We start from the raw sequence: 18,241 nt of genomic DNA on the forward strand, positions 1-18,241 counted from the left end.
CCATGGTGACTCGTGACACAGCGGTCATGCCACTTTGTCCGGTGTGATGCGAGTCATCGTGGACGTTACGTCGCGTTTATCCGGCCAGGCCGGATGATGTGACCTCGGCCACCGCCGATTCCCCGCGGAAGGTCTGTGGCGCCCCGGCGTGTCCCGGGGCGCGCCCGGTTCAGTCCATGAGCAGCCACGCGGCGGCGTCGTGGGCCAGCTGCCCGTCCTGCACGGCCTCCGCCTCCTCGAGGGAGAACAGGGCCCGGGAATGGCCCGCGGGCAGGTCGACGGGATCGGTCGACAAGTTCGCCATCACGAGCACGGTGCGCGCCGGGATCGGCTCGCCCGAGCCCAGGTGCCGGCCACCGCCCGAGGTGACCGTGAACGCCAACACGCCGCGTGCGGGGTCGTGGTGCTCGGACCACGCGAACGTGCCCGTGCCCAGGTCGAGCTCGCCGCGGATCTGCAGCAGACGCCGGTACAGCTCGAACACGGAGCCCTCGACGCCGACCTGCCGGTCCGCCGCCAGCGCCCGGAAGGACGCGGGCTGGGGCAGCCACGGCGCGGCGACGCCCTCGGCGGCGGACGCCGGGCTGTCGTCGTCCGCGGGGGTCGAGAAGCCGTAGGACGGCTCGTCCGCGGCCCACGGCAGAGGGATGCGGCAGCCGTCGCGGCCGGGCTCCTTGCCGTCCGTGCGGAAGAAGTACGGGTCCTGGCGGTGCTCGGCGGCCAGGGTGGTGTGCTCGGGCAGGCCCAGCTCGTCGCCCTGGTAGATGTACGCGGAGCCGGGCAGGCCCAACTCCACCATCGCGGCGGCGCGGGCCCGACGGCGACCGACCGCCTCGTCCGGCTGCTCGTCCTCGGCCGTGATGCCGGCGGGGTAGGAGCTCGGGTCCGCGAGGCCGTAGCGGGAGGCGTGGCGCACCGTGTCGTGGTTCGAGAGCACCCAGGTGTTCGGGGCGCCGACCCGATCGGCCTGCTCGAAGGACCGGTCGATCGCGTGGGTCAGCGACACGGCGTCCCAGCCCGCCATGAGGTAGGTGAAGTTGAAGGTCTGGTGCATCTCGCCGGGGCGGACGTACCGGAACATGCGCGAGAGCGGGGCCACCCACGCCTCGGCCACCATCATCGGCTCGTGGTCGTAGGAGTCCAGGACCCGCCGCCAGTCCCGGTAGACCTCGTGGACACGGTCCTGGTCCATGAACGGGGTGAGCGGCTCGAAGGTGTCCGGGTCGAACGTGGGGTCGGCGTCCTCGCCCGCGTCCGTGACCATGCCCATGCGGGAGTGCTCGGCGTCCGGGTAGCCGGGCTGCTTGATGAGCCCGTGGGCCACGTCCACTCGGAAGCCGTCCACGCCGCGGTCCAGCCAGAACCGCAGGATGGAGCGGAACTCCTCGCGCACCTCCTCGTTCTCCCAGTTCAGGTCCGGCTGCGTGGTGTCGAACAGGTGCAGGTACCACTGGCCCGGGGTGCCGTCCGCCTCGGTCACGCGGGTCCAGGCCCCGCCGCCGAACGTGGACTCCCAGTTGTTGGGGGGCAGCTCGCCGTGCTCGCCGCGGCCCTCGGCGAAGTGGTAGCGGGCGCGCTCGGGGGAGCCGGGGCCGGCGGCCAGGGCGGCCTGGAACCACGCGTGCTCGGACGAGGTGTGGTTCGGCACGAGGTCCACGACCACGCGGATGCCGGCCTCGTGCGCGGCGGCGATCATCTCGTCCGCGTCCGCGAGCGTGCCGAACCGCGGGTCCACGGTGCGGTAGTCCGCGACGTCGTAGCCGGCGTCGTGCTGCGGGGAGAGGTAGAAGGGCGAGAGCCAGATCGCGTCCACGCCGAGCTGGGCCAGGTAGTCGAGGCGCGAGGTGACGCCGCGCAGGTCGCCCATGCCGTCCCCGTCCGCGTCCGCGAAGGAGCGCGGGTACACCTGGTAGATCACGGCGTCCACCCACCACGGCGTGACGGGCCGGTTCCGGGCTTCCGAGGGCGGGGTGCTCAGGCGCTGCGTGGTCATGGGATCCACCCTAGGCCCGACGCCGGAGCGCGCGCCCCGCGTGGCTGGTGTCGGCGGCGTGGTGTGCGTCTCGGGCGTCCGGCGCGGTCGGCCACCATGGCCGGATGAGGCACTTCGAGGATCCCGTCCTGCACGCCATGGCCTCGCGCCGCTCCGTGTCCAGGGTGGGCCCGACCACCCCCACGGACGAGGAGCTCGCGGGTCTGCTCGCGGCCGTCACCCCCGTGGCCGACCACAAGGCGCTGCGCCCCTGGCGGCTCATCCTGCTGCGCGGTGAGGACCGCCATCGCCTCGGCCAGGCCCTCGACACGGCCGCCGGCACCGAGCGGGAGCCGGGCGAGGTCAACCCCAAGCCGTACCGGGCGGAGCTGCTGATCGCCGTCGTCGCCTCGCACCGGCCCCACCCCGGCGTGCCGGTCTGGGAACAGGACGCCACCGCCGCGGGCGCCGCGCACCTGCTCGAACTCGCGCTGTGGCAGGCCGGCTGGGGCGTGATGTGGCGCTCCGGCCTGCACACGGACGCCCCCGCCGTGCGCGCGGCCCACGGGCTCGGCGACCACGAGCGGCTGCTGGGCTGGCTCTACGTGGGGGACGTGGACCCGGCCTTCCGGGCCCGTCTCGAGGCCTCCAAGAAGCCCGCCCTGGACCCGGCCCCGTTCCTGGGCCGCATGCCGCAGGGCTGAGCGGCAGGCTCAGGTCAGCCGGGCCAGCATCCCGACGGCGGCCCAGCGACGGTTCAGCCGTTCCTGCGCGACGCCGGCGGTCACCTCGTCGCCCTCCTCGAGGGCGTCGATGAGCGTCCACAGGTCGAAGACGGAGTCGTCCGGCCACACGTGCCGCGTGAGGCCGCCGTAGTCCAGCTCGACCCACGAGTCGGGGTGGAACGCGCCGAGCCACTCCAGCATCACCGTGAGCTCGCCGATCAGCTCCGCGTCCGGGGCGTGCCGCGCGAGCACCGCCGCCGCGTGCCCGGCCCGCTCCCGGGCGGAAACGATCGGGGCGCGCCGGTACGCCGTGCGCTCGCCGTCCACGAGGCGCTGCACCGGCTCCTCGGGGTCGAACACCGTGAGCCAGCCGTGCGGCACACCCCACGTGGCCGTGCGCGTCTGCACGCGGTGGTGGTCCGGCGCACCGTCCTCGCCCTGCGGGTCCTCGCCCTCCGCGTCCGGGTCGGGGGAGAGGCCCCACTCCTCCTCGAGCGCCACGAGGGCGCGGCCGCGGTTCATGGCCCGCGCTGCCGGCGGGATGGCGGCCTCGTGCAGCCGCGGCAGCATGGTCTCCTCGAGCACGGCCGCGGCCATCTCGGCCCGCAGGCCCCGCTCGTCCGGGCAGTAGAACGCGGAGCGGTGCTCGTCCTGCAGGACCCGCACCAGGTCGTCCTCACCGGGCTCCGGGAACGGGTCGGCCACGGGCCGGGCCAGGCGACGCCGGGCCCGCTCCGCCGCCTCGGCCTCCACCTCGGCGCGCGTGCGGTGGCCGCCGGCGATCAGTCGCGCCTGGACCGCGTCTGGGAACGCGGCCAGCGGCTGGAAGACGCGCAGGTGCGCGGTGCCGCGCGCGACACCCGGGGGCGGGCCGTCGTCGTCGTGGGTCATCGCGGGCTCGTCCGTGGCTCAGCCCAGCTCGACGACCACGGGCGCGTGGTCCGAGGCGCCCTTGCCCTTGCGCTCCTCGCGCTCGATCCAGGCGTCCGTGACCGTCCGTGCGAGGGCGGGGGAGCACAGCTGGAAGTCGATGCGCATGCCCTTCTTCTTGGGGAAGGCCAGGCCCGTGTAGTCCCAGTACGTGTACACGCCGGGGCCGGGGTGGCGCGGGCGCACCACGTCCACCAGCCCGGCGTCCTCGAACGCGTGGAACGCCGCTCGCTCGGCCGGGGAGACGTGCGTGTAGCCCTCGCGCTGGAACAGCTCGATGTCCCACACGTCCTCGTCCTGCGGAGCGATGTTCCAGTCGCCGGCCAGGGCGAGCCGGGTGTCCGGGTCCTCGGCGAGGTGAGCGGCCGCGTGCTCCTGGAGCACGCGCAGCCACTCGAGCTTGTAGCCCATGTGCTCGTCCTCCAGGCCGCGCCCGTTGGGCACGTACAGGCTCCACAGGCGCACCGGGGCGACGCCGTCGGCCGCCTCGGCGCCCACGGTCGCCCCGATGGCGCGGGACTCCTCCTGGGGGTCCACGCCGCCCTTGCCGAAGTGCGGCTGGCCGGGGAAGCCGCGCTGCACGTCGCTCAGGCCGACGCGGGAGGCGATGGCCACGCCGTTCCACTGCGAGGTGCCGTTGTGGACCACCTCGTAGCCGGCGCGCTCGAAGAGCTCCCACGGGAAGTTCTCGTCCCGGCACTTGGTCTCCTGGATGGCCAGGACGTCGATGTCATGGCGCTCGAGGAAGGCCTCGACGCGGTCGGCGCGGGCACGGAGGGAGTTGACGTTCCAGGTGGCGATCTTCACCCGGCCAGGCTATCGAAGGGCGCGGACACCGTGGGATCGGCGCCTCAGCGCCACCAGTCGTCGTGGATCGTCACCGGCGTGGTGCGCTTGTGGCGGCTGCGGAGCCAGATGCCCTCGAGCTTCTCCGCGACCTCGGTGGGGACGTCCTTGCCCTCGAGGTAGTCGTCGATGTCCTCGTACGTCATCCCGAGTTCGGCCTCGTCCGTCTGGCCCGGCGTGCCGTCCAGCAGGTCCGCGGTGGGCACCTTGTTCCACAGGGGCTCGGGGGCGCCGAGCTCGCGGCCCAGCGCCCGCACCTGCCGCTTGTTCAGGCCGGCCAGCGGCAGGACGTCCGCGCCGCCGTCGCCGAACTTCGTGTAGAACCCGGTGACGGCCTCCGCCGCGTGGTCCGTGCCGATCACCAGCTGCCCGTGGGCACCGGCCACCGCGTACTGCGCCGTCATGCGGATGCGGGCCTTCACGTTGCCCTGGTTGTAGTCCGAGATCGGCTCCCCCACCCCCTCGGCGAAGGCGGCGGCCAGACCCTGCACGGCCTCCGCGATGTTCAGGGTGACGTCCTGATCCGCACCCACGAAGTCCATGGCCGCCCGCGCATCCGCCTCGTCGTGCTGCACCTTGTAGGGCAGGCGCACGGCGGTGAACCGGGGGTTCTCGCGGGAGGGCACGACGTCGGCGCCCACCCCCGCCTCACCCGCCGGGGTGGTGCCGGGGCCGCCCAGGGCGACGGCGTCCGGGACGCCGAGCTGGGCTCGGCGACGCTCGACGGCGAGCTGAGCCAGCCGCCCACCCACGGTGGAGTCCACGCCGCCGGAGATGCCCAGGACGAAGCCGGACGCGCCCGTGGCCGCGAGGTAGTCGGCGAGGAAGGCCACGCGCCGTTCGACTTCGGCCGCGGGGTCGATCTCAGGGAGGACGCACTGCTCGGCGATGATCCGCTGCTGGAGTTCACGCATGCCGGTCAGCGTAGGACCGGCGCCGCGCACGGGGACAGGGGCGGTCGGCGACGGCGGCTCACGCGTCCGGGTGCCCCAGGTTGCGGGCGATGCGGCGCAGGACGCGGACGGCGTCGTCGATCTGGTCCCGCGGGACGTCCGCCGTCGCCTCGGCACGCAGGGCCTCGACCGCCTCACCCACGCGGGCGCCCGCAGTGCGGCCCGTGGCGGTGAGGGTGTAGAGGTCGCCCTCGACCGTCACCCAGTGGGACTCGACCAGCTCCTCGATCTGACCGGACACCGCGCCGCGCTGCTCCTCCTCGAAGCCGGCCTCGAGCTCGGCACGGGACTGCGGGGCCACCGTGAGGGTGTTCAGCAGCTGCCATTGGGCGCGGGTCAGGCCGTGCTCCTCTAGGCTCTCGGCCACGCGCGCCGCGATCAGGCCCTCGGTGAGGGTGAGCCAGTGCGCCAGGGGCAGGCCAGAGGGGTGCTGGACGGCGGTGTCGTCGTGCGGGATCTCGCTCATAACCCGAGCCTAGCCAGGCCGGGACGGAAGCGGCAGGGGTGGCCGGGCCCGCACTAGCATGGGCGGCATGACCGACGCGCAGACCCCCACCGTCCCCACGCCCCAGCAGGACCGCGAGCGGCTCAAGCAGCTCATCCAGGATCTGGCTGTGGTGCACGGCCGGGTGACCCTGTCCTCCGGCAAGGAGGCGGACTACTACGTGGACCTGCGTCGTGTCACCCTGCACCACGAGGCCGCCCCGCTGATCGGCCGCGTGATGCTGCGCCTGCTCGAGGAGAACGGGATCGCGTTCGACGCGGTGGGGGGTCTGACCATGGGCGCCGACCCCGTGGCCACCGCGATGATGCATCAGGCCGGCGCCGCGGGCCGTGCGCTCGACGCGTTCGTGGTGCGCAAGGCGCAGAAGTCGTACGGCATGGGTCGGCAGGTGGAGGGCCCGGGCGTGGACGGTCGCCGCGTCGTCGTGCTGGAGGACACCTCGACGACGGGCGGCTCCGCGCTGACCGCCGTCGAGGGTGTGCGCAACGCGGGCGGCGACGTCCAGGCCGTGGCCGTGATCGTGGACCGTGCGACCGGCGCCGCCGAGCGCGTGGCCGAGGAGGCGGACGTGCCGTACCTGTACGCGTTCGGCAAGGACGAGCTCGGCCTCGGCTGAGCCTCGGACGGCCCCGTGCGCCGCCCGCCTAGGGCGTGTTGCTAAAGTAGGGTAGTCAGCCAGTGCAGTGTCGCTGCGAGGCTGAGCCCGGCGTGATAGCTCCGGGCGTACTTGTCCGAACGCATCGCGATCCCTCGCCACTGCTTGAGCCGGTTGAAGCACCGCTCCACGACATTGCGTCCCCGGTAGCGCTGGCGCTGGTCTTCACCGAAGTCGATCGGCCGGCCCGGGCGGCGGCGCCGGTGCGCGATCTGATCGGCCCGCTCGGGGATCGTGGCCGCGATGCCATGCCGGCGCAGCCAAGCCCGGTTCGCCTTCGAGGGGTAGCCCTTGTCCGCAATCAGGCGGTCAGGGCGTGTCCGGGGCCGCCCACGGGCCCCGGCAACGCTGATCTGCTCCAGCGTGGTGGCCAGCATCGAGGTGTGAAGCCACCTGCCCGCCGGTCACCACGAACGCCAGCACCCGGCCCTTGCCATCACAGACCAGATGAGACTTCGTCGTCAGACCGCCGCGGGAGCATCCGATGGCATGATCAGCCGGCTCGTCCCCGGATTTCTTGTCGTTCATCCAGGCCCCCTGTGGGGCGGGGCAGGGTCGCCCCGTGCTGATGGACGCGCACGATCGTGGAATCGATCGAGGCCACCCAATCCAGCTCGCCAGCCTGCTGTGCCATCGACTGAGTGCGCTCGAGCACGCGCTCCCACACACCCTGGGCGGCCCACCGGTTGAAGTTCTTGTAGATCGTGTTCCAGTTCCCGAACCGCTCGGGCAGATCCCGCCACGGAGCTCCGGTGCGGAAGCGCCACGCGGTGGCCTCGACCACCGCGCGCCGATCCACCGGGGGCCGACCGGTGGACTTCGGGGCAGGGAACAGCGGGCCGATCACGGCCCAGACCTCGTCCGAGATGACATCACGCGACATGACCCCAGACTCGCGCATCCACGTCCCCGAACCCTTTAGCAACACGCCCTAGAGCCAGTCCGCGCGCTTGAACAGCACGAAGAGGGTGAGGGCCACCGCCAGCATGAGTCCCAGGGCGAACGGATAGCCGAACGCCCAGTGCAGCTCGGGCATGCCGTCGAAGTTCATGCCATAGACCGAGCCCACCAGCTGCGGCGCGAAGATGATCGCCGCCCAGGACGAGATCTGCTTGACCTGCTCGTTCTGGGCGATCGACTGCTCGGACAGCCGCTTCGACGCCAGCGTCGAGTCCAGCTCGAGGGCGCTGTGGAGCATCTGGCGCATGGTCGTCACGCGCTCGTTGATCTGGACGGTGTGGTCGTGGACGTCACGCAGGCGGTGCAGGTTCTCCACCTCGAGGCGCGCCTGATCGCTGAGCTCCTCGTCCTCCCACCCGTGGGCGTCGTCGCGCCGGGGTAGGCCGTCGGCGTCGAGGCGGCGGGTGTCCTCGTGCATGCGGGTGCGCACCTCCTCCTGGAGCTGCTCCACGATGGACGGCAGCGCGCGGATGGCGTGCTGGAAGTTCAACACCTCGCGGGAGAGCTGGTAGATGCGCCGGGAGACGTGCCCGTCGCCGGCGAAGACCTGGCCCTCGATCTCCTCGATGTCCTGTTCGAGGCCGTCGGCCACGGGGACGTAGTCGTCCACGACCCGGTCCAGGATCTCCAGGGTGACCTGCCACGGCCCCATCGCGAGGCGCTCGCGGCCCTCCGTCTCCAGGGACCGACGCACGGCGGCCAGGTCCGGCTCCTCCGCGTGACGCACCGTCACCACGTAGTGCTCGCCGGTGAAGACGCTCAGCTCGCCGAACTCCACGGTCTCGGTGCGGTCGATGTAGCGGGCCGGGTGCAGGACCATGAACGAGTCCTCGCCGTAGCGGTCCAGCTTGGCGCGCTCGCCCCCGGCGAGGGCGTCCTCGACGGCGAGCGGGTGCAGGCGCAGCTCCTCCGCGACCGCTTGGAGTTCGGCCACGTCCGGGCGGTACAGGCCCAGCCAGACCATGCCGCCGGTGCGCTCGCACTCCTCCCAGGTGTCCTCGAGGGTGGAGGGGGTGTGGACGCGCCGCCCGTCCACGTACACGGCGTTGTCGATCATGCTCACCAGGACATTCTCCCCGACGGTGGCCCCCGGCATATTCCCGGATGCGCGCTACGGTGGCGCCATGAAGACTCCGCGCCATGCCCCGCCCGTCGTCCGTGACGGCAAGACCCTGCTCCCCGCCCACGCCGTCTCCACCGCCCCGATCACCGCGTTCGGTCTGGTCGGCGGCTACCTGACCGCCCGTGAGACCGGCATCCGCCCGCTCGGCGGCGTCGTGCTGGCCGCCGCCGGCCTGTACGCCGGCCGGACGTGGCTGGCCAAGAGGGGGCCGGCCGTCACCGGGGGCCTGGCCGCCCTGTACCTCGGCGGCTTCGGCGCCTCACACCCGCTGGCCAAGAAGATCGGCGCGTGGCCGGCCGTGCTCTCCGTGGCCGCGGTGTCCGCCGGGGCCGCGTGGGCCGCCGTCGACCGGTCCGAGGCCGGCCGCTGAGCGAGCCCGCGCCGGCCGACGACGGCACCGCGCCCCGCGAGGTCGGCGTCGGCCCGTGGACCGGCCCGTGGCCGGAGGACCCCCGCTACGACCCGGAGCTGCTCGCGCACGGCGACCGCCGCAACGTCCTCGACCGCTACCGCTACTGGAGCCTCGAGGCGATCGTCGCGGACCTCGACGCGCGGCGGCACCCGTTCCACGTGGCCATCGAGAACTGGCAGCACGACCTGAACATCGGCACCGTCGTGCGCACCGCCAACGCGTTCAACGCGGCCGGGGTGCACATCATCGGGCGGCGCCGCTGGAACCGGCGCGGCGCCATGGTCACCGACCGCTACCTGCACGTGCGCCACCACGAGACGGTGGAGGCGTTCACCGCGTGGGCGGCGGGGGAGGGGCTGCCCGTGCTCGGCGTGGACCTGTTCCCCGAGTCGGTGCCGGTGGAGACCTTCGACTTCCCGCGCGCCTGCGTGCTCGTCTTCGGGCAGGAGGGGCCGGGGCTCTCTGCGGAGGTGCGGGCGGCGTCGAGCGCGGTGCTGTCCATCGCGCAGTACGGCTCCACCCGCTCGATCAACGCGGGCGTGGCCGCCGGCATCGCGATGCACGCGTGGATCCGGCAGCACGCGGCGTCCCCTGAGTCCGGCGCGAGCCAGACGATTCCGCGCTGAAAGGAGCCTCTGGACCGCAGATTCGTCTGGCTCGCGGCGCAGGACCGCGCAAGACCGCGCCGACGACGTGCGGCGTGACGGCGTCAGCCCGCGAAGGGGCGGGCCGGCAGGCCCGTCACCCCCGGGCGGACGGCGAACAGGGCCCCGGCCAGCGGGTCCTCGCCGCGCTCCAGGTTCTCCCAGGAGGTGGTGATGTAGAGGGTGCCGAGGTCGTCGCCGCCGAAGGTGCACGCCGTCGTCTTCTGCACGGGCACCTCGACCACCTCGTCGAGCGTCCCCTCGGGCGTGTACCGGTGGATCCGCCCGTGGCTGATCACGGCCACCCAGATCCCGCCCTCGGCGTCCACGGTGAGTCCGTCCGGCTTGCCCTCGCCGTCGAGCACGTCCACGAGCACGCGCCGATTCGTCAGGCCCTCCTCGCGGGAGTAGTCGAACACGGCCACCTGCCGTGTGGGGGTGTCGTTGTAGTAGGCCCGTGTGCCGTCCGGGCTCCACTCCAGGCCGTTGGACGTCGTCGCGTCGGTCAGCACGACGTCCACCTCGCCGGCGCCGCCGTCGGGCCCGGGGGCGAGCCGGTAGAGGTTCGCGGCGCCGGGGGTCTTGGCGTACGCCATGGTGCCGCAGTGGAACCGGCCGTCCGGGTCGCAGCCGCCCTCGTTCATCCGGATCCCGGCGTCCGCGTCCCACAGCTCGGGCAGCGTCGTCAGCTCGCCCTCGGGCGAGATCAGGGCGAAGCCCCGCTCCACCGCGACGACGGCGCCACCCCCCGCACGCGGGCGCAGCGCGGCGGCCACGTCGCCGACGTGCGTGCGGTCCACCGTGCCGTCGGCGCGCAGGGACAGGACGTCCCCGGCGAGCATGTCCACCCAGCGCAGGCCGCCGCCGGCGGTCACGCCCTCGGCGGCGCTGCCCCACGAGGCGGCCCAGACGGGGCCCTCGCCGTGGTAGGCGATGGGATCGGTGACCTGCTCGGCGCGCATGGCTGCTCCTTCGGTGGGCGGGACGGTCCTGGCCCCGACGCTAGCCGAGGCTCAGAACCACCCGCACGAGTCGGCGGTCCAGCGGTCGGCGAGGGTCGCGTCCAGGAACGCCCCCATCCGCGGCAGGGAGGCCACGTGGCCGCCCACGTGGGTCGGGGTGAGGAGCGGGTCGAAGCGCACCCGCGCGCCCTCCGCGCACCAGCGGCGGCCCAGGTCGCGGCCGGCGCGGTACGGGATGACGTCGTCCGTGACGGAGTGCGCGATCATCACCGGCACCTCGGGACGGCGGCCCTGCGCGCCGATCCGCTGCTCGGCGAGGATCCCGGCCAGCTCGGCGTCGGAGCGGACGAGCTCAGGGAAGTCCTGCCCCGTGTGGGTCAGCGTGGCGGAGTCGAGGTGCGCGTAGGCGAGGCTGCCTGCCAGGCAGGTCTCGGCCGCGCCGTCGAGGGCCGTCAGGCCGGTCTCGTTGAGGTGCGTGGCCGGGTCCACGTCGTACGCGGCGAGCTGCCCGGCCATCGCGTAGAGCAGGAAGGCCGCGTAGAGACCGCCGTCGATCCGGCCCGCGACCTGCACGAGGTCGGCCGGCGGGGCGCCCGCGTAGGCGCCCTTGAGGTCCAGCTCCGGGGCGTAGTCGGGCGCGAGCTCGGCGGCGGCCGCGGCCGCCCCGCCGCCCTGCGAGTAGCCCGCGAGCGCGACCGGCGCGGTCGCGGTGACGCCCGACCCCGACACCTGGGCGGCCGCGCGCACCGCGTCGAGGACGGCGTGTGCCTGGGCCTCCCGGACCATGTAGGTGTGCGTGCCCGGGGTGCCCAGGCCCTCGTAGTCGGTGACCACCACGGCGTGGCCGCGGCTCAGCAGGGACGTGATCCCGACGCCCTCGTACTGCACGCCGGTGGAGAGGGTGCGCGAGGGGGCGCAGCGGTCCGCCGCCCCCTGGGTCCCCACTGCGTAGCCGATCACGGGGCGCTCGCCGCCGCCCGTCCACGGGGCGGTGGGGGTCAGCACGGTGCCGGTCACGGCGATGGGTCGGCCCTGGGCGTCCTGCGAGGCGTACATGATGCGCGTGGCGTGCGCGGGCACCTGCACCAGCCGCACCGGGTCCAGGTAGAAGGCGGTGGGCTCGGTGCGGATCAGGGCGCCGGGGGTCGCGGGCACGACGGTGGGCGGCAGGTAGAAGGGGTCGTCGGCCGAGGCGGCCGCCAGGGTGTCCCGGGCCGCGTTCCAGCGGGCGTCCTCGGCCGTCGTGGCCGGCTGCGAGAGGTCCTCGACGGCGGAGCTCACCTCCGGCGCGTCCGGGGCAGGGGCGGACTCCTGGGCCAGGGCCGCGTGTGGCGCGCCGAACCCGGCGACGACGGCCACGGCGGCGGCCAGGGCGAGGGGGCGGGAGGGGCGGTGGGCGGGGGCCATGGCGGTCTCCGGTCTCTCGGATGCAGATGTGACGCAGCTCACTCTAGGCCAGCGACGGGGCCGCGCCCAGGCCGGCGTCGCCGTCGGGCCCGGGGCCCTGGGGCGGGTCCGGCCGCGCGGATAGGATGAGCCCGAGGGTGTCGCGCCCGCCGCGCTCCCCCGCCTGTCCGAGTCGACGACGCCTAGGAGCTGCAGCATGCCCATCGCATCCCCGGAGAAGTACGCCGAGATGATCGACGCCGCCAAGAACGGCGCCTTCGCCTACCCGGCGATCAACGTCACCAGCTCCCAGACCCTGAACGCCGCCATCCGCGGCTTCGCCGAGGCCGGCTCGGACGGCATCATCCAGGTCTCCACCGGCGGTGCCGCCTACTTCTCCGGCTCCTCCGTGAAGGACATGGTCGCCGGCTCGCTGGCGTTCGCCGCGTTCGCGCGCGAGGTCGCCAAGAAGCACTCCGTGAACATCGCCCTGCACACGGACCACTGCCCCCAGGACAAGCTCGAGGACTTCGTCCTGCCCCTGCTGGACGCCTCCGAGGCCGAGGTGAAGGCCGGGCGCGACCCGATCTTCAACTCCCACATGTGGGACGGCTCCGCCGAGACCCTCGAGGAGAACCTGCGGATCGGCCGCGAGCTGCTCGCCCGCACCCACGCCAACAAGCAGATCCTCGAGGTGGAGATCGGCGTCGTGGGCGGCGAGGAGGACGGCGTGGCCCACGAGATCAACGAGAAGCTCTACACCACCGTGGCGGACGGCATCGCCACGGTGGAGGCACTCGGCCTCGGCGAGAACGGTCGCTACCTCACCGCGCTGACCTTCGGCAACGTGCACGGTGTCTACAAGCCAGGCAACGTGAAGCTGCGCCCGGAGATCCTGCAGGAGATCCAGCAGGCCGTGGGTGAGAAGTTCGGCAGGGAGCGCCCGTTCGACCTCGTGTTCCACGGCGGCTCCGGCTCCGCCGCCCAGGAGATCGCCGACTCGGTGGAGTACGGCGTCGTGAAGATGAACGTGGACACGGACACCCAGTACGCGTTCACCCGCCCCGTGGCAGGGCACATGTTCGAGAACTACGACGGCGTCCTGAAGGTCGACGGCGAGGTCGGCGACAAGAAGCAGTACGACCCCCGCGTGTGGGGTGCCAAGGCCGAGGAGGGCATGGCCGCCCGCGTGGTCCAGGCCTGCACCGAGCTGAACTCGGCCGGCAAGAGCATCGGCTGACCCCGCCCTCCGCCGCACCGGCCCGCACCCTCACGCGAGGGTGCGGGCCGGCGTCGTTTCAGCCCTCCCGCTCCTCCTGGGCCTGGAGGAACTCGAAGACCTCACGCTCGTCCACACCGGGGAAGGTCTGCGTGGGCATGGCCGCCAGCAGATGCGCGTGCATGCGGGCCGCGGGCCACACGTGCCCGCCCCACGCGGCCTCGAGCTCGGGGTCGGGACGGCGGCAGCAGCGCGGATCGGGGCACGTGGAGGTGACCCGGTGGCGGGTGTCCGCGCCGCGGAAGTGCCGGGCCTGCTCGAACGGGGTGCCCACGGAGAGGGCGAACAGCCCGTCGGGACCGTTCTCGATCATCGAGGTGCACCAGAACGTCCCGTTGGGCGAGTCCGTGTACTGCGTGTGGGCGCGGAACCGGTCGTTGCGGGAGAAGGCCTGCCGCGCGCCCCACTTCCGGCACGCCTGCTGGCCCTCGATCGCACCGGTGTGGTCGGCGGGGAACACGATCCCGTCGTTCTCGTAGGCCTTGTGGATCACCCCGGTCTCGTGGACCTTCTGGAAGTGGCAGCGGATGCCCAGGTCCACAGTGGCCAGGTTGGTGAACCGGTGCGCGGCGGCTTCGTAGGAGACGCCGAACGCGTCCTTCAGGTCGTCCACGGACAGGTCCCGGCGCTTCTGGGCGGCCCGCAGCAGCGACGATGCCGCCCGCTGCGGCATGAGCAGCGCGCCCGCCAGGTAGTTCACCGCCACACGCTGGGCGAGGAAGTCCTCGTAGTCCCGCGGCTCGCCGTGGCCCAGGACGGCGGCGGCGAGGGCCTGGAGCACCACGGTGCGGCGGTCGTGGTCCGAGGAGCGGGAGCCGCTGATGTGGATGCGCCCGTGCTTGAGGTCCGTGACGGAGCGCGTGGAGTGCGGCAGGTCCGGGACGAAGCGCAGGGTGAAGCCGAGGTGCTCGGCCAGCTCCGAGACGGCGTGCAGGCCCAGCGGCCCGCCCGTATGGCCGATCGCGTCGAGCAGCCGATGCGCCTCGGCCTCGAGATCGGGGTAGTGGTTGTCCACCGCGCGCATCTGCGCGCGCAGCTGGGCGTTGGCGCGGCGCGCCTCCTCGGGGGTGGCGGCCTGCTCCTCCAGGCGACGGCGCAGCTCGGCCTCCAGCCCCGCGATCACCTCGAGGACCTCGGTGGGGGTGCGGGGCCCGATGCGCAGCGGGGGCAGGCCGAGGGAGGCGTAGTGCTCCGAGCGCGCGAACCGTTCGACCTCGATCTCCAGTTCGGCCCGACGGGTGGGGGCCCGGCCGGTGAGCAGGTCCTCGACCGGCACGCCCAGGACCTCCGCGATCCGCTGGACCAGCGAGAGCCGCGGCTCGCGGCGGGCGTTCTCCACGAGGGACAGGTGCGAGCCGCTCACTCCCGTGCGCTCCGCGAGCTGGTCCAGGGTGAGGCCGGCCTGCTTGCGCAGGTGCCGGACGCGGCGGCCCAGCGCGACGGCGTCCACGGTCGCGCTGTCCTCGGGAAGCGGGCGGGTCATCATGCGCGGAACTGTAGACGGAACCGGGGAGGAGATCACGTGTGACGGAAAGAAAGTCACATTCTTGACAACCGGGGGGCCATGGCCGTGATCCAGACCACACCGGGGCGCAAGGACCGTCACGTTCTGACCCAGTGGCAGGAACGGCCGGAGTTTCCACCGATTTTGTGCTCCAGAGGGCCTTGCCCGGGGCCAAGGTGGATGTCAACGGCAGCGGCGGACACGTCGCACCGAACCCTTCACCGAACCGGACCGATCCTCAGGAGGACGTCATGACCACCCAGCCCCACCACTCCACTCCCGCCTCCGCCGAACAGCTCCAGCACGACTGGGACAACAACCCCCGCTGGGCCGGCGTCGAGCGCAGCTTCACCGCCGAGGACGTCGTCCGTCTCCGCGGCCGCATCCAGGAGGAGCACACGCTGGCCCGCCGCGGTGCCGAGAAGCTGTGGACCCAGCTGAAGGACGAGAACGCCCGCGGTGAGTTCACCAACGCCCTCGGCGCCCTCACCGGCAACCAGGCCGTCCAGCAGGTCAAGGCCGGGCTGCGCGCCATCTACCTCTCCGGCTGGCAGGTCGCCGCGGACGCCAACCTCTCCGGCCACACGTACCCGGACCAGTCCCTGTACCCGGCCAACTCCGTGCCGCAGGTGGTGCGCCGCATCAACAACGCCCTGCTGCGCGCGGACCAGATCGAGCACGCCGAGGGCGTCAGCAGCGTCGAGGACTGGCTCGTGCCGATCGTGGCCGACGCCGAGGCTGGCTTCGGCGGCCCGCTCAACGCCTACGAGCTCATGAAGTCGATGATCACGGCCGGCGCCTCCGGCGTGCACTGGGAGGACCAGCTGGCCTCCGAGAAGAAGTGCGGCCACCTCGGCGGCAAGGTGCTCATCCCCACCGGCCAGCACATCCGCACGCTCAACGCCGCCCGCCTGGCCGCCGACGTCGCCGACGTGCCCAGCGTGATCATCGCCCGCACCGACGCCGAGGCGGCCACGCTGATCACCTCGGACGTGGACGAGCGCGACGCCGAGTTCATCACCGGTGAGCGCACCGCGGAGGGCTTCTACAAGGTCCGCAACGGCGTCGAGCCCTGCATCGCCCGCGCCAAGGCCTACGCCCCGCACGCGGACCTGATCTGGATGGAGACCGGCACGCCGGACCTCGAGCTGGCCCGGAAGTTCGCCGAGGCCGTCAAGGCCGAGTTCCCGGACCAGATGCTGGCCTACAACTGCTCGCCGTCGTTCAACTGGAAGAAGAACCTCGACGACGACACCATCGCCAAGTTCCAGCGCGAGCTGGGCGCCATGGGCTACACCTTCCAGTTCATCACGCTGGCCGGCTTCCACGCCCTGAACCACTCGATGTTCGACCTGGCCAAGGGATACAACGAGCGCCAGATGTCCGCGTACGTCGAGCTGCAGGAGCGCGAGTTCGCCGACGAGGCCCGCGGCTACACCGCGACCAAGCACCAGCGCGAGGTCGGCACCGGCTACTTCGACGCCGTGTCCACCGCCATCAACCCGGACAGCTCCACGGTGGCCCTGGCGGGCTCCACGGAGTCCGGCCAGTTCCACTGATCCGCTCAGCCGAGACCGCGAGGAGGCAGTCCCATGAGCCCGCAGACCACGACCCCCACCCTGCACGAGATCCATGCCGACGACGTTCGGGAGCACACGCCCCTGCCGCATGACGTGAGCACCCAGGCCATCCCCGTCGTCATCCCCGAGGGCGCCGCCCCCGTGGTGACCGTCCACGGGCCGGTCGACGGGCGGCAGGCCGAGATCCTCACGGACGAGGCGCTGGCGTTCCTCGGCCGCCTGCACCGGCTGGCCGAGGACCGCCGCCGGCGGCTGCTCGAGGAGCGGGAGTACACCCGGCGCCGCATCACCGACGGATGGAACCCGCACTACCTGCGGTCCACCCGCCGGGTCCGCGAGGACGACTCCTGGCGTGTGGCGCCGCTGGCCCCCGGCCTGCAGGACCGCCGCGTGGAGATCACCGGCCCCGTGGATCGGAAGATGACGATCAACGCCCTCAACTCGGGCGCCTCGGGCTGGCTCGCCGACTTCGAGGACTCCTCGACGCCGTCCTGGGACCGGATGCTGGACGGGCAGGTCAACCTGTTCGACGCGATCCGCGACCAGATCGACTTCACCTCCCCCGAGGGCAAGGAGTACCGGCTGCGCGAGCGCGAGCTCACGGACCGGCCGACCATCATCGTCCGCCCGCGCGGCTGGCACCTCCTCGAGGACCACATCCGTGTGGACGGCGAGCCGATGGCCGGCGCCCTCGTGGACTTCGGCCTGTACTTCTTCCACAACGCCGACGAGCTGATCCGCCGCGGCCACGGCCCGTACTTCTACCTGCCCAAGCTCGAGTCCCATCTCGAGGCGCGGCTGTGGAACTGCGTGTTCGTGGCGGCGCAGGACGAGCTGGGCATCCCCCAGGGCACCATCCGGGCCACCGTGCTGATCGAGACGATCACCGCGGCGTTCCAGATGGAGGAGATCCTGTACCAGCTGCGCAACCATGCCGCTGGCCTGAACGCCGGCCGCTGGGACTACATCTTCTCCATCATCAAGAACTTCCGGGACCGCGGGGCCGAGTTCGTCCTCCCGGACCGCTCGGAGGTGACCATGACCCAGCCGATGATGCGGGCCTACACGGAGCAGCTGGTCCGGGCCTGCCACCGGCGCGGCGCCTCGGCGATCGGCGGCATGTCCGCCGTGATCCCGGACCGCCGGAACGAGGAGGCCAACGCCGCCGCGCTGGAGAAGGTGCGCGCGGACAAGGCCCGCGAGGCCGGCGACGGCTTCGACGGCTCGTGGGTGGCGCACCCGGACCTCGTGCCGGTCGCCCGGGAGGAGTTCGATGCCGTGCTCGGCGAGGCCCCGAACCAGATCCGCACCCGCCGCCGCGAGGACGTGGTGCCGGACGAGGCCGCCCTGCTCGACGTCGCCGCGACCACGGGCTCGGTGACCGAGGCCGGCGTGCGGATGAACATCGAGGTCGGGATCCGCTACATCGAGTCCTGGCTGCGGGGGAACGGCGCCGCCGCGATCCACGGACTCATGGAGGACGCCGCCACGGCGGAGATCTCCCGGTCCCAGATCTGGCAGTGGGCACACAACGGCACCGGTGTGCAGCTGACCGAGGGCGGCGTGCGGACCGCCAACCGCGGCTGGATGGAGCAGCTGATCCGCGAGGAGCACGCTCGGATCCTCGCCGGCCCGCTGCCCGAGGGCCACCGGTTCGAGGACGCGGTGCGCGTGTTCTGCGAGTCGGCCCTGCCGCCGGAGTACCCGGCGTTCCTCACCGTGGGCGCGTACCGGCGCCACTTCGCCGGCCAGGACGACGCCGCGGCGAAGGCCTGATCCGCCGGGTCCCACGACGACGGCCGGTC

16 protein-coding genes and 1 pseudogene are annotated in these 18,241 nt (G+C 72.7%); 7 read left to right on the forward strand and 10 right to left on the reverse strand.

Annotated elements, in window-relative coordinates:
* Positions 1–169: 169 nt before the first annotated feature.
* Positions 170–1,993: a glycoside hydrolase family 13 protein gene (locus MLUT_RS12525; RefSeq protein WP_010079611.1), complete on the reverse strand. Its 1,824-nt coding sequence runs from the start codon at positions 1,991–1,993 to the stop codon at positions 170–172.
* Between the two features lie 104 nt (positions 1,994–2,097).
* Between MLUT_RS12525 and MLUT_RS12530 the strand changes: the two genes are divergently transcribed.
* Positions 2,098–2,676 (forward strand): nitroreductase family protein, encoded by a 579-nt coding sequence (locus MLUT_RS12530; RefSeq protein WP_010079610.1) that lies wholly within the window; start codon positions 2,098–2,100, stop codon positions 2,674–2,676.
* A gap of 9 nt (positions 2,677–2,685) precedes the next feature.
* On the opposite strand, the gene MLUT_RS12535 is transcribed toward MLUT_RS12530, so the two are convergent.
* Genes MLUT_RS12535 through MLUT_RS12550 form a run of 4 tightly spaced genes read right to left on the reverse strand, consistent with a single transcriptional unit; the run spans position 2,686 to position 5,892 of the window.
* Positions 2,686–3,588, reverse strand: coding sequence for a DUF8083 family protein (locus MLUT_RS12535; RefSeq protein WP_010079609.1), 903 nt, complete (start codon positions 3,586–3,588; stop codon positions 2,686–2,688).
* Positions 3,589–3,606: 18 nt separating this feature from the next.
* Positions 3,607–4,434, reverse strand: coding sequence for an exodeoxyribonuclease III (locus tag MLUT_RS12540; RefSeq protein ID WP_010079608.1), 828 nt, complete (start codon positions 4,432–4,434; stop codon positions 3,607–3,609).
* A gap of 44 nt (positions 4,435–4,478) precedes the next feature.
* Positions 4,479–5,387, reverse strand: a complete 909-nt coding sequence (nadE, locus tag MLUT_RS12545; RefSeq protein WP_010079607.1) for an NAD(+) synthase — start codon at positions 5,385–5,387, stop codon at positions 4,479–4,481.
* Positions 5,388–5,445: 58 nt separating this feature from the next.
* Entirely contained in the window at positions 5,446–5,892 is a 447-nt protein-coding gene (locus MLUT_RS12550) for a MarR family winged helix-turn-helix transcriptional regulator (RefSeq protein ID WP_010079606.1), read from the reverse strand.
* A 58-nt stretch (positions 5,893–5,950) separates the two neighbouring features.
* On the opposite strand from MLUT_RS12550, the gene pyrE reads away from it, so the two are divergent.
* Entirely contained in the window at positions 5,951–6,547 is a 597-nt protein-coding gene (gene pyrE / locus MLUT_RS12555; RefSeq protein WP_036335908.1) for an orotate phosphoribosyltransferase, read from the forward strand.
* Positions 6,548–6,588: 41 nt separating this feature from the next.
* On the opposite strand, the pseudogene MLUT_RS23520 reads toward pyrE, so the two are convergent.
* Together MLUT_RS23520 and MLUT_RS12570 are read right to left on the reverse strand one after the other, a co-directional pair.
* Positions 6,589–7,487: pseudogene (locus tag MLUT_RS23520) on the reverse strand (IS5 family transposase).
* A 30-nt stretch (positions 7,488–7,517) separates the two neighbouring features.
* A complete protein-coding gene (locus MLUT_RS12570) occupies positions 7,518–8,603 on the reverse strand; it encodes a magnesium and cobalt transport protein CorA (RefSeq protein ID WP_010079602.1) in 1,086 nt (361 codons plus the stop codon).
* A 67-nt stretch (positions 8,604–8,670) separates the two neighbouring features.
* Between MLUT_RS12570 and MLUT_RS12575 the strand changes: the two genes are divergently transcribed.
* Entirely contained in the window at positions 8,671–9,039 is a 369-nt protein-coding gene (locus MLUT_RS12575; RefSeq protein WP_010079601.1) for a hypothetical protein, read from the forward strand.
* Positions 9,003–9,707 (forward strand): TrmH family RNA methyltransferase, encoded by a 705-nt coding sequence (locus tag MLUT_RS12580; protein ID WP_010079600.1) that lies wholly within the window; start codon positions 9,003–9,005, stop codon positions 9,705–9,707. The genes MLUT_RS12575 and MLUT_RS12580 overlap by 37 nt, the downstream gene beginning before the upstream one ends.
* 83 nt (positions 9,708–9,790) lie before the next feature.
* On the opposite strand, the gene MLUT_RS12585 is transcribed toward MLUT_RS12580, so the two are convergent.
* Complete coding sequence (locus tag MLUT_RS12585) at positions 9,791–10,687, reverse strand: SMP-30/gluconolactonase/LRE family protein (RefSeq protein WP_012750704.1); 897 nt, start codon at positions 10,685–10,687, stop codon at positions 9,791–9,793.
* A gap of 51 nt (positions 10,688–10,738) precedes the next feature.
* Complete coding sequence (locus MLUT_RS12590; RefSeq protein ID WP_010079599.1) at positions 10,739–12,094, reverse strand: lipase family protein; 1,356 nt, start codon at positions 12,092–12,094, stop codon at positions 10,739–10,741.
* A 196-nt stretch (positions 12,095–12,290) separates the two neighbouring features.
* Between MLUT_RS12590 and fbaA the strand changes: the two genes are divergently transcribed.
* Positions 12,291–13,313: a class II fructose-bisphosphate aldolase gene (gene fbaA / locus MLUT_RS12595; protein WP_010079598.1), complete on the forward strand. Its 1,023-nt coding sequence runs from the start codon at positions 12,291–12,293 to the stop codon at positions 13,311–13,313.
* A 58-nt stretch (positions 13,314–13,371) separates the two neighbouring features.
* Here the strand turns inward: fbaA and MLUT_RS12600 are convergent, their stop codons facing one another.
* Positions 13,372–14,838, reverse strand: a complete 1,467-nt coding sequence (locus MLUT_RS12600) for a helix-turn-helix domain-containing protein (protein ID WP_010079597.1) — start codon at positions 14,836–14,838, stop codon at positions 13,372–13,374.
* A gap of 269 nt (positions 14,839–15,107) precedes the next feature.
* Between MLUT_RS12600 and aceA the strand changes: the two genes are divergently transcribed.
* Together aceA and aceB are read left to right on the forward strand one after the other, a co-directional pair.
* Entirely contained in the window at positions 15,108–16,415 is a 1,308-nt protein-coding gene (gene aceA / locus MLUT_RS12605; RefSeq protein WP_012750705.1) for an isocitrate lyase, read from the forward strand.
* Positions 16,416–16,448: 33 nt separating this feature from the next.
* A complete protein-coding gene (gene aceB, locus MLUT_RS12610) occupies positions 16,449–18,212 on the forward strand; it encodes a malate synthase A (RefSeq protein WP_010079596.1) in 1,764 nt (587 codons plus the stop codon).
* Positions 18,213–18,241 lie beyond the last annotated feature (29 nt).

The sequence above is a fragment of the Micrococcus luteus NCTC 2665 genome (assembly GCF_000023205.1).
GTDB lineage: Bacteria > Actinomycetota > Actinomycetes > Actinomycetales > Micrococcaceae > Micrococcus > Micrococcus luteus.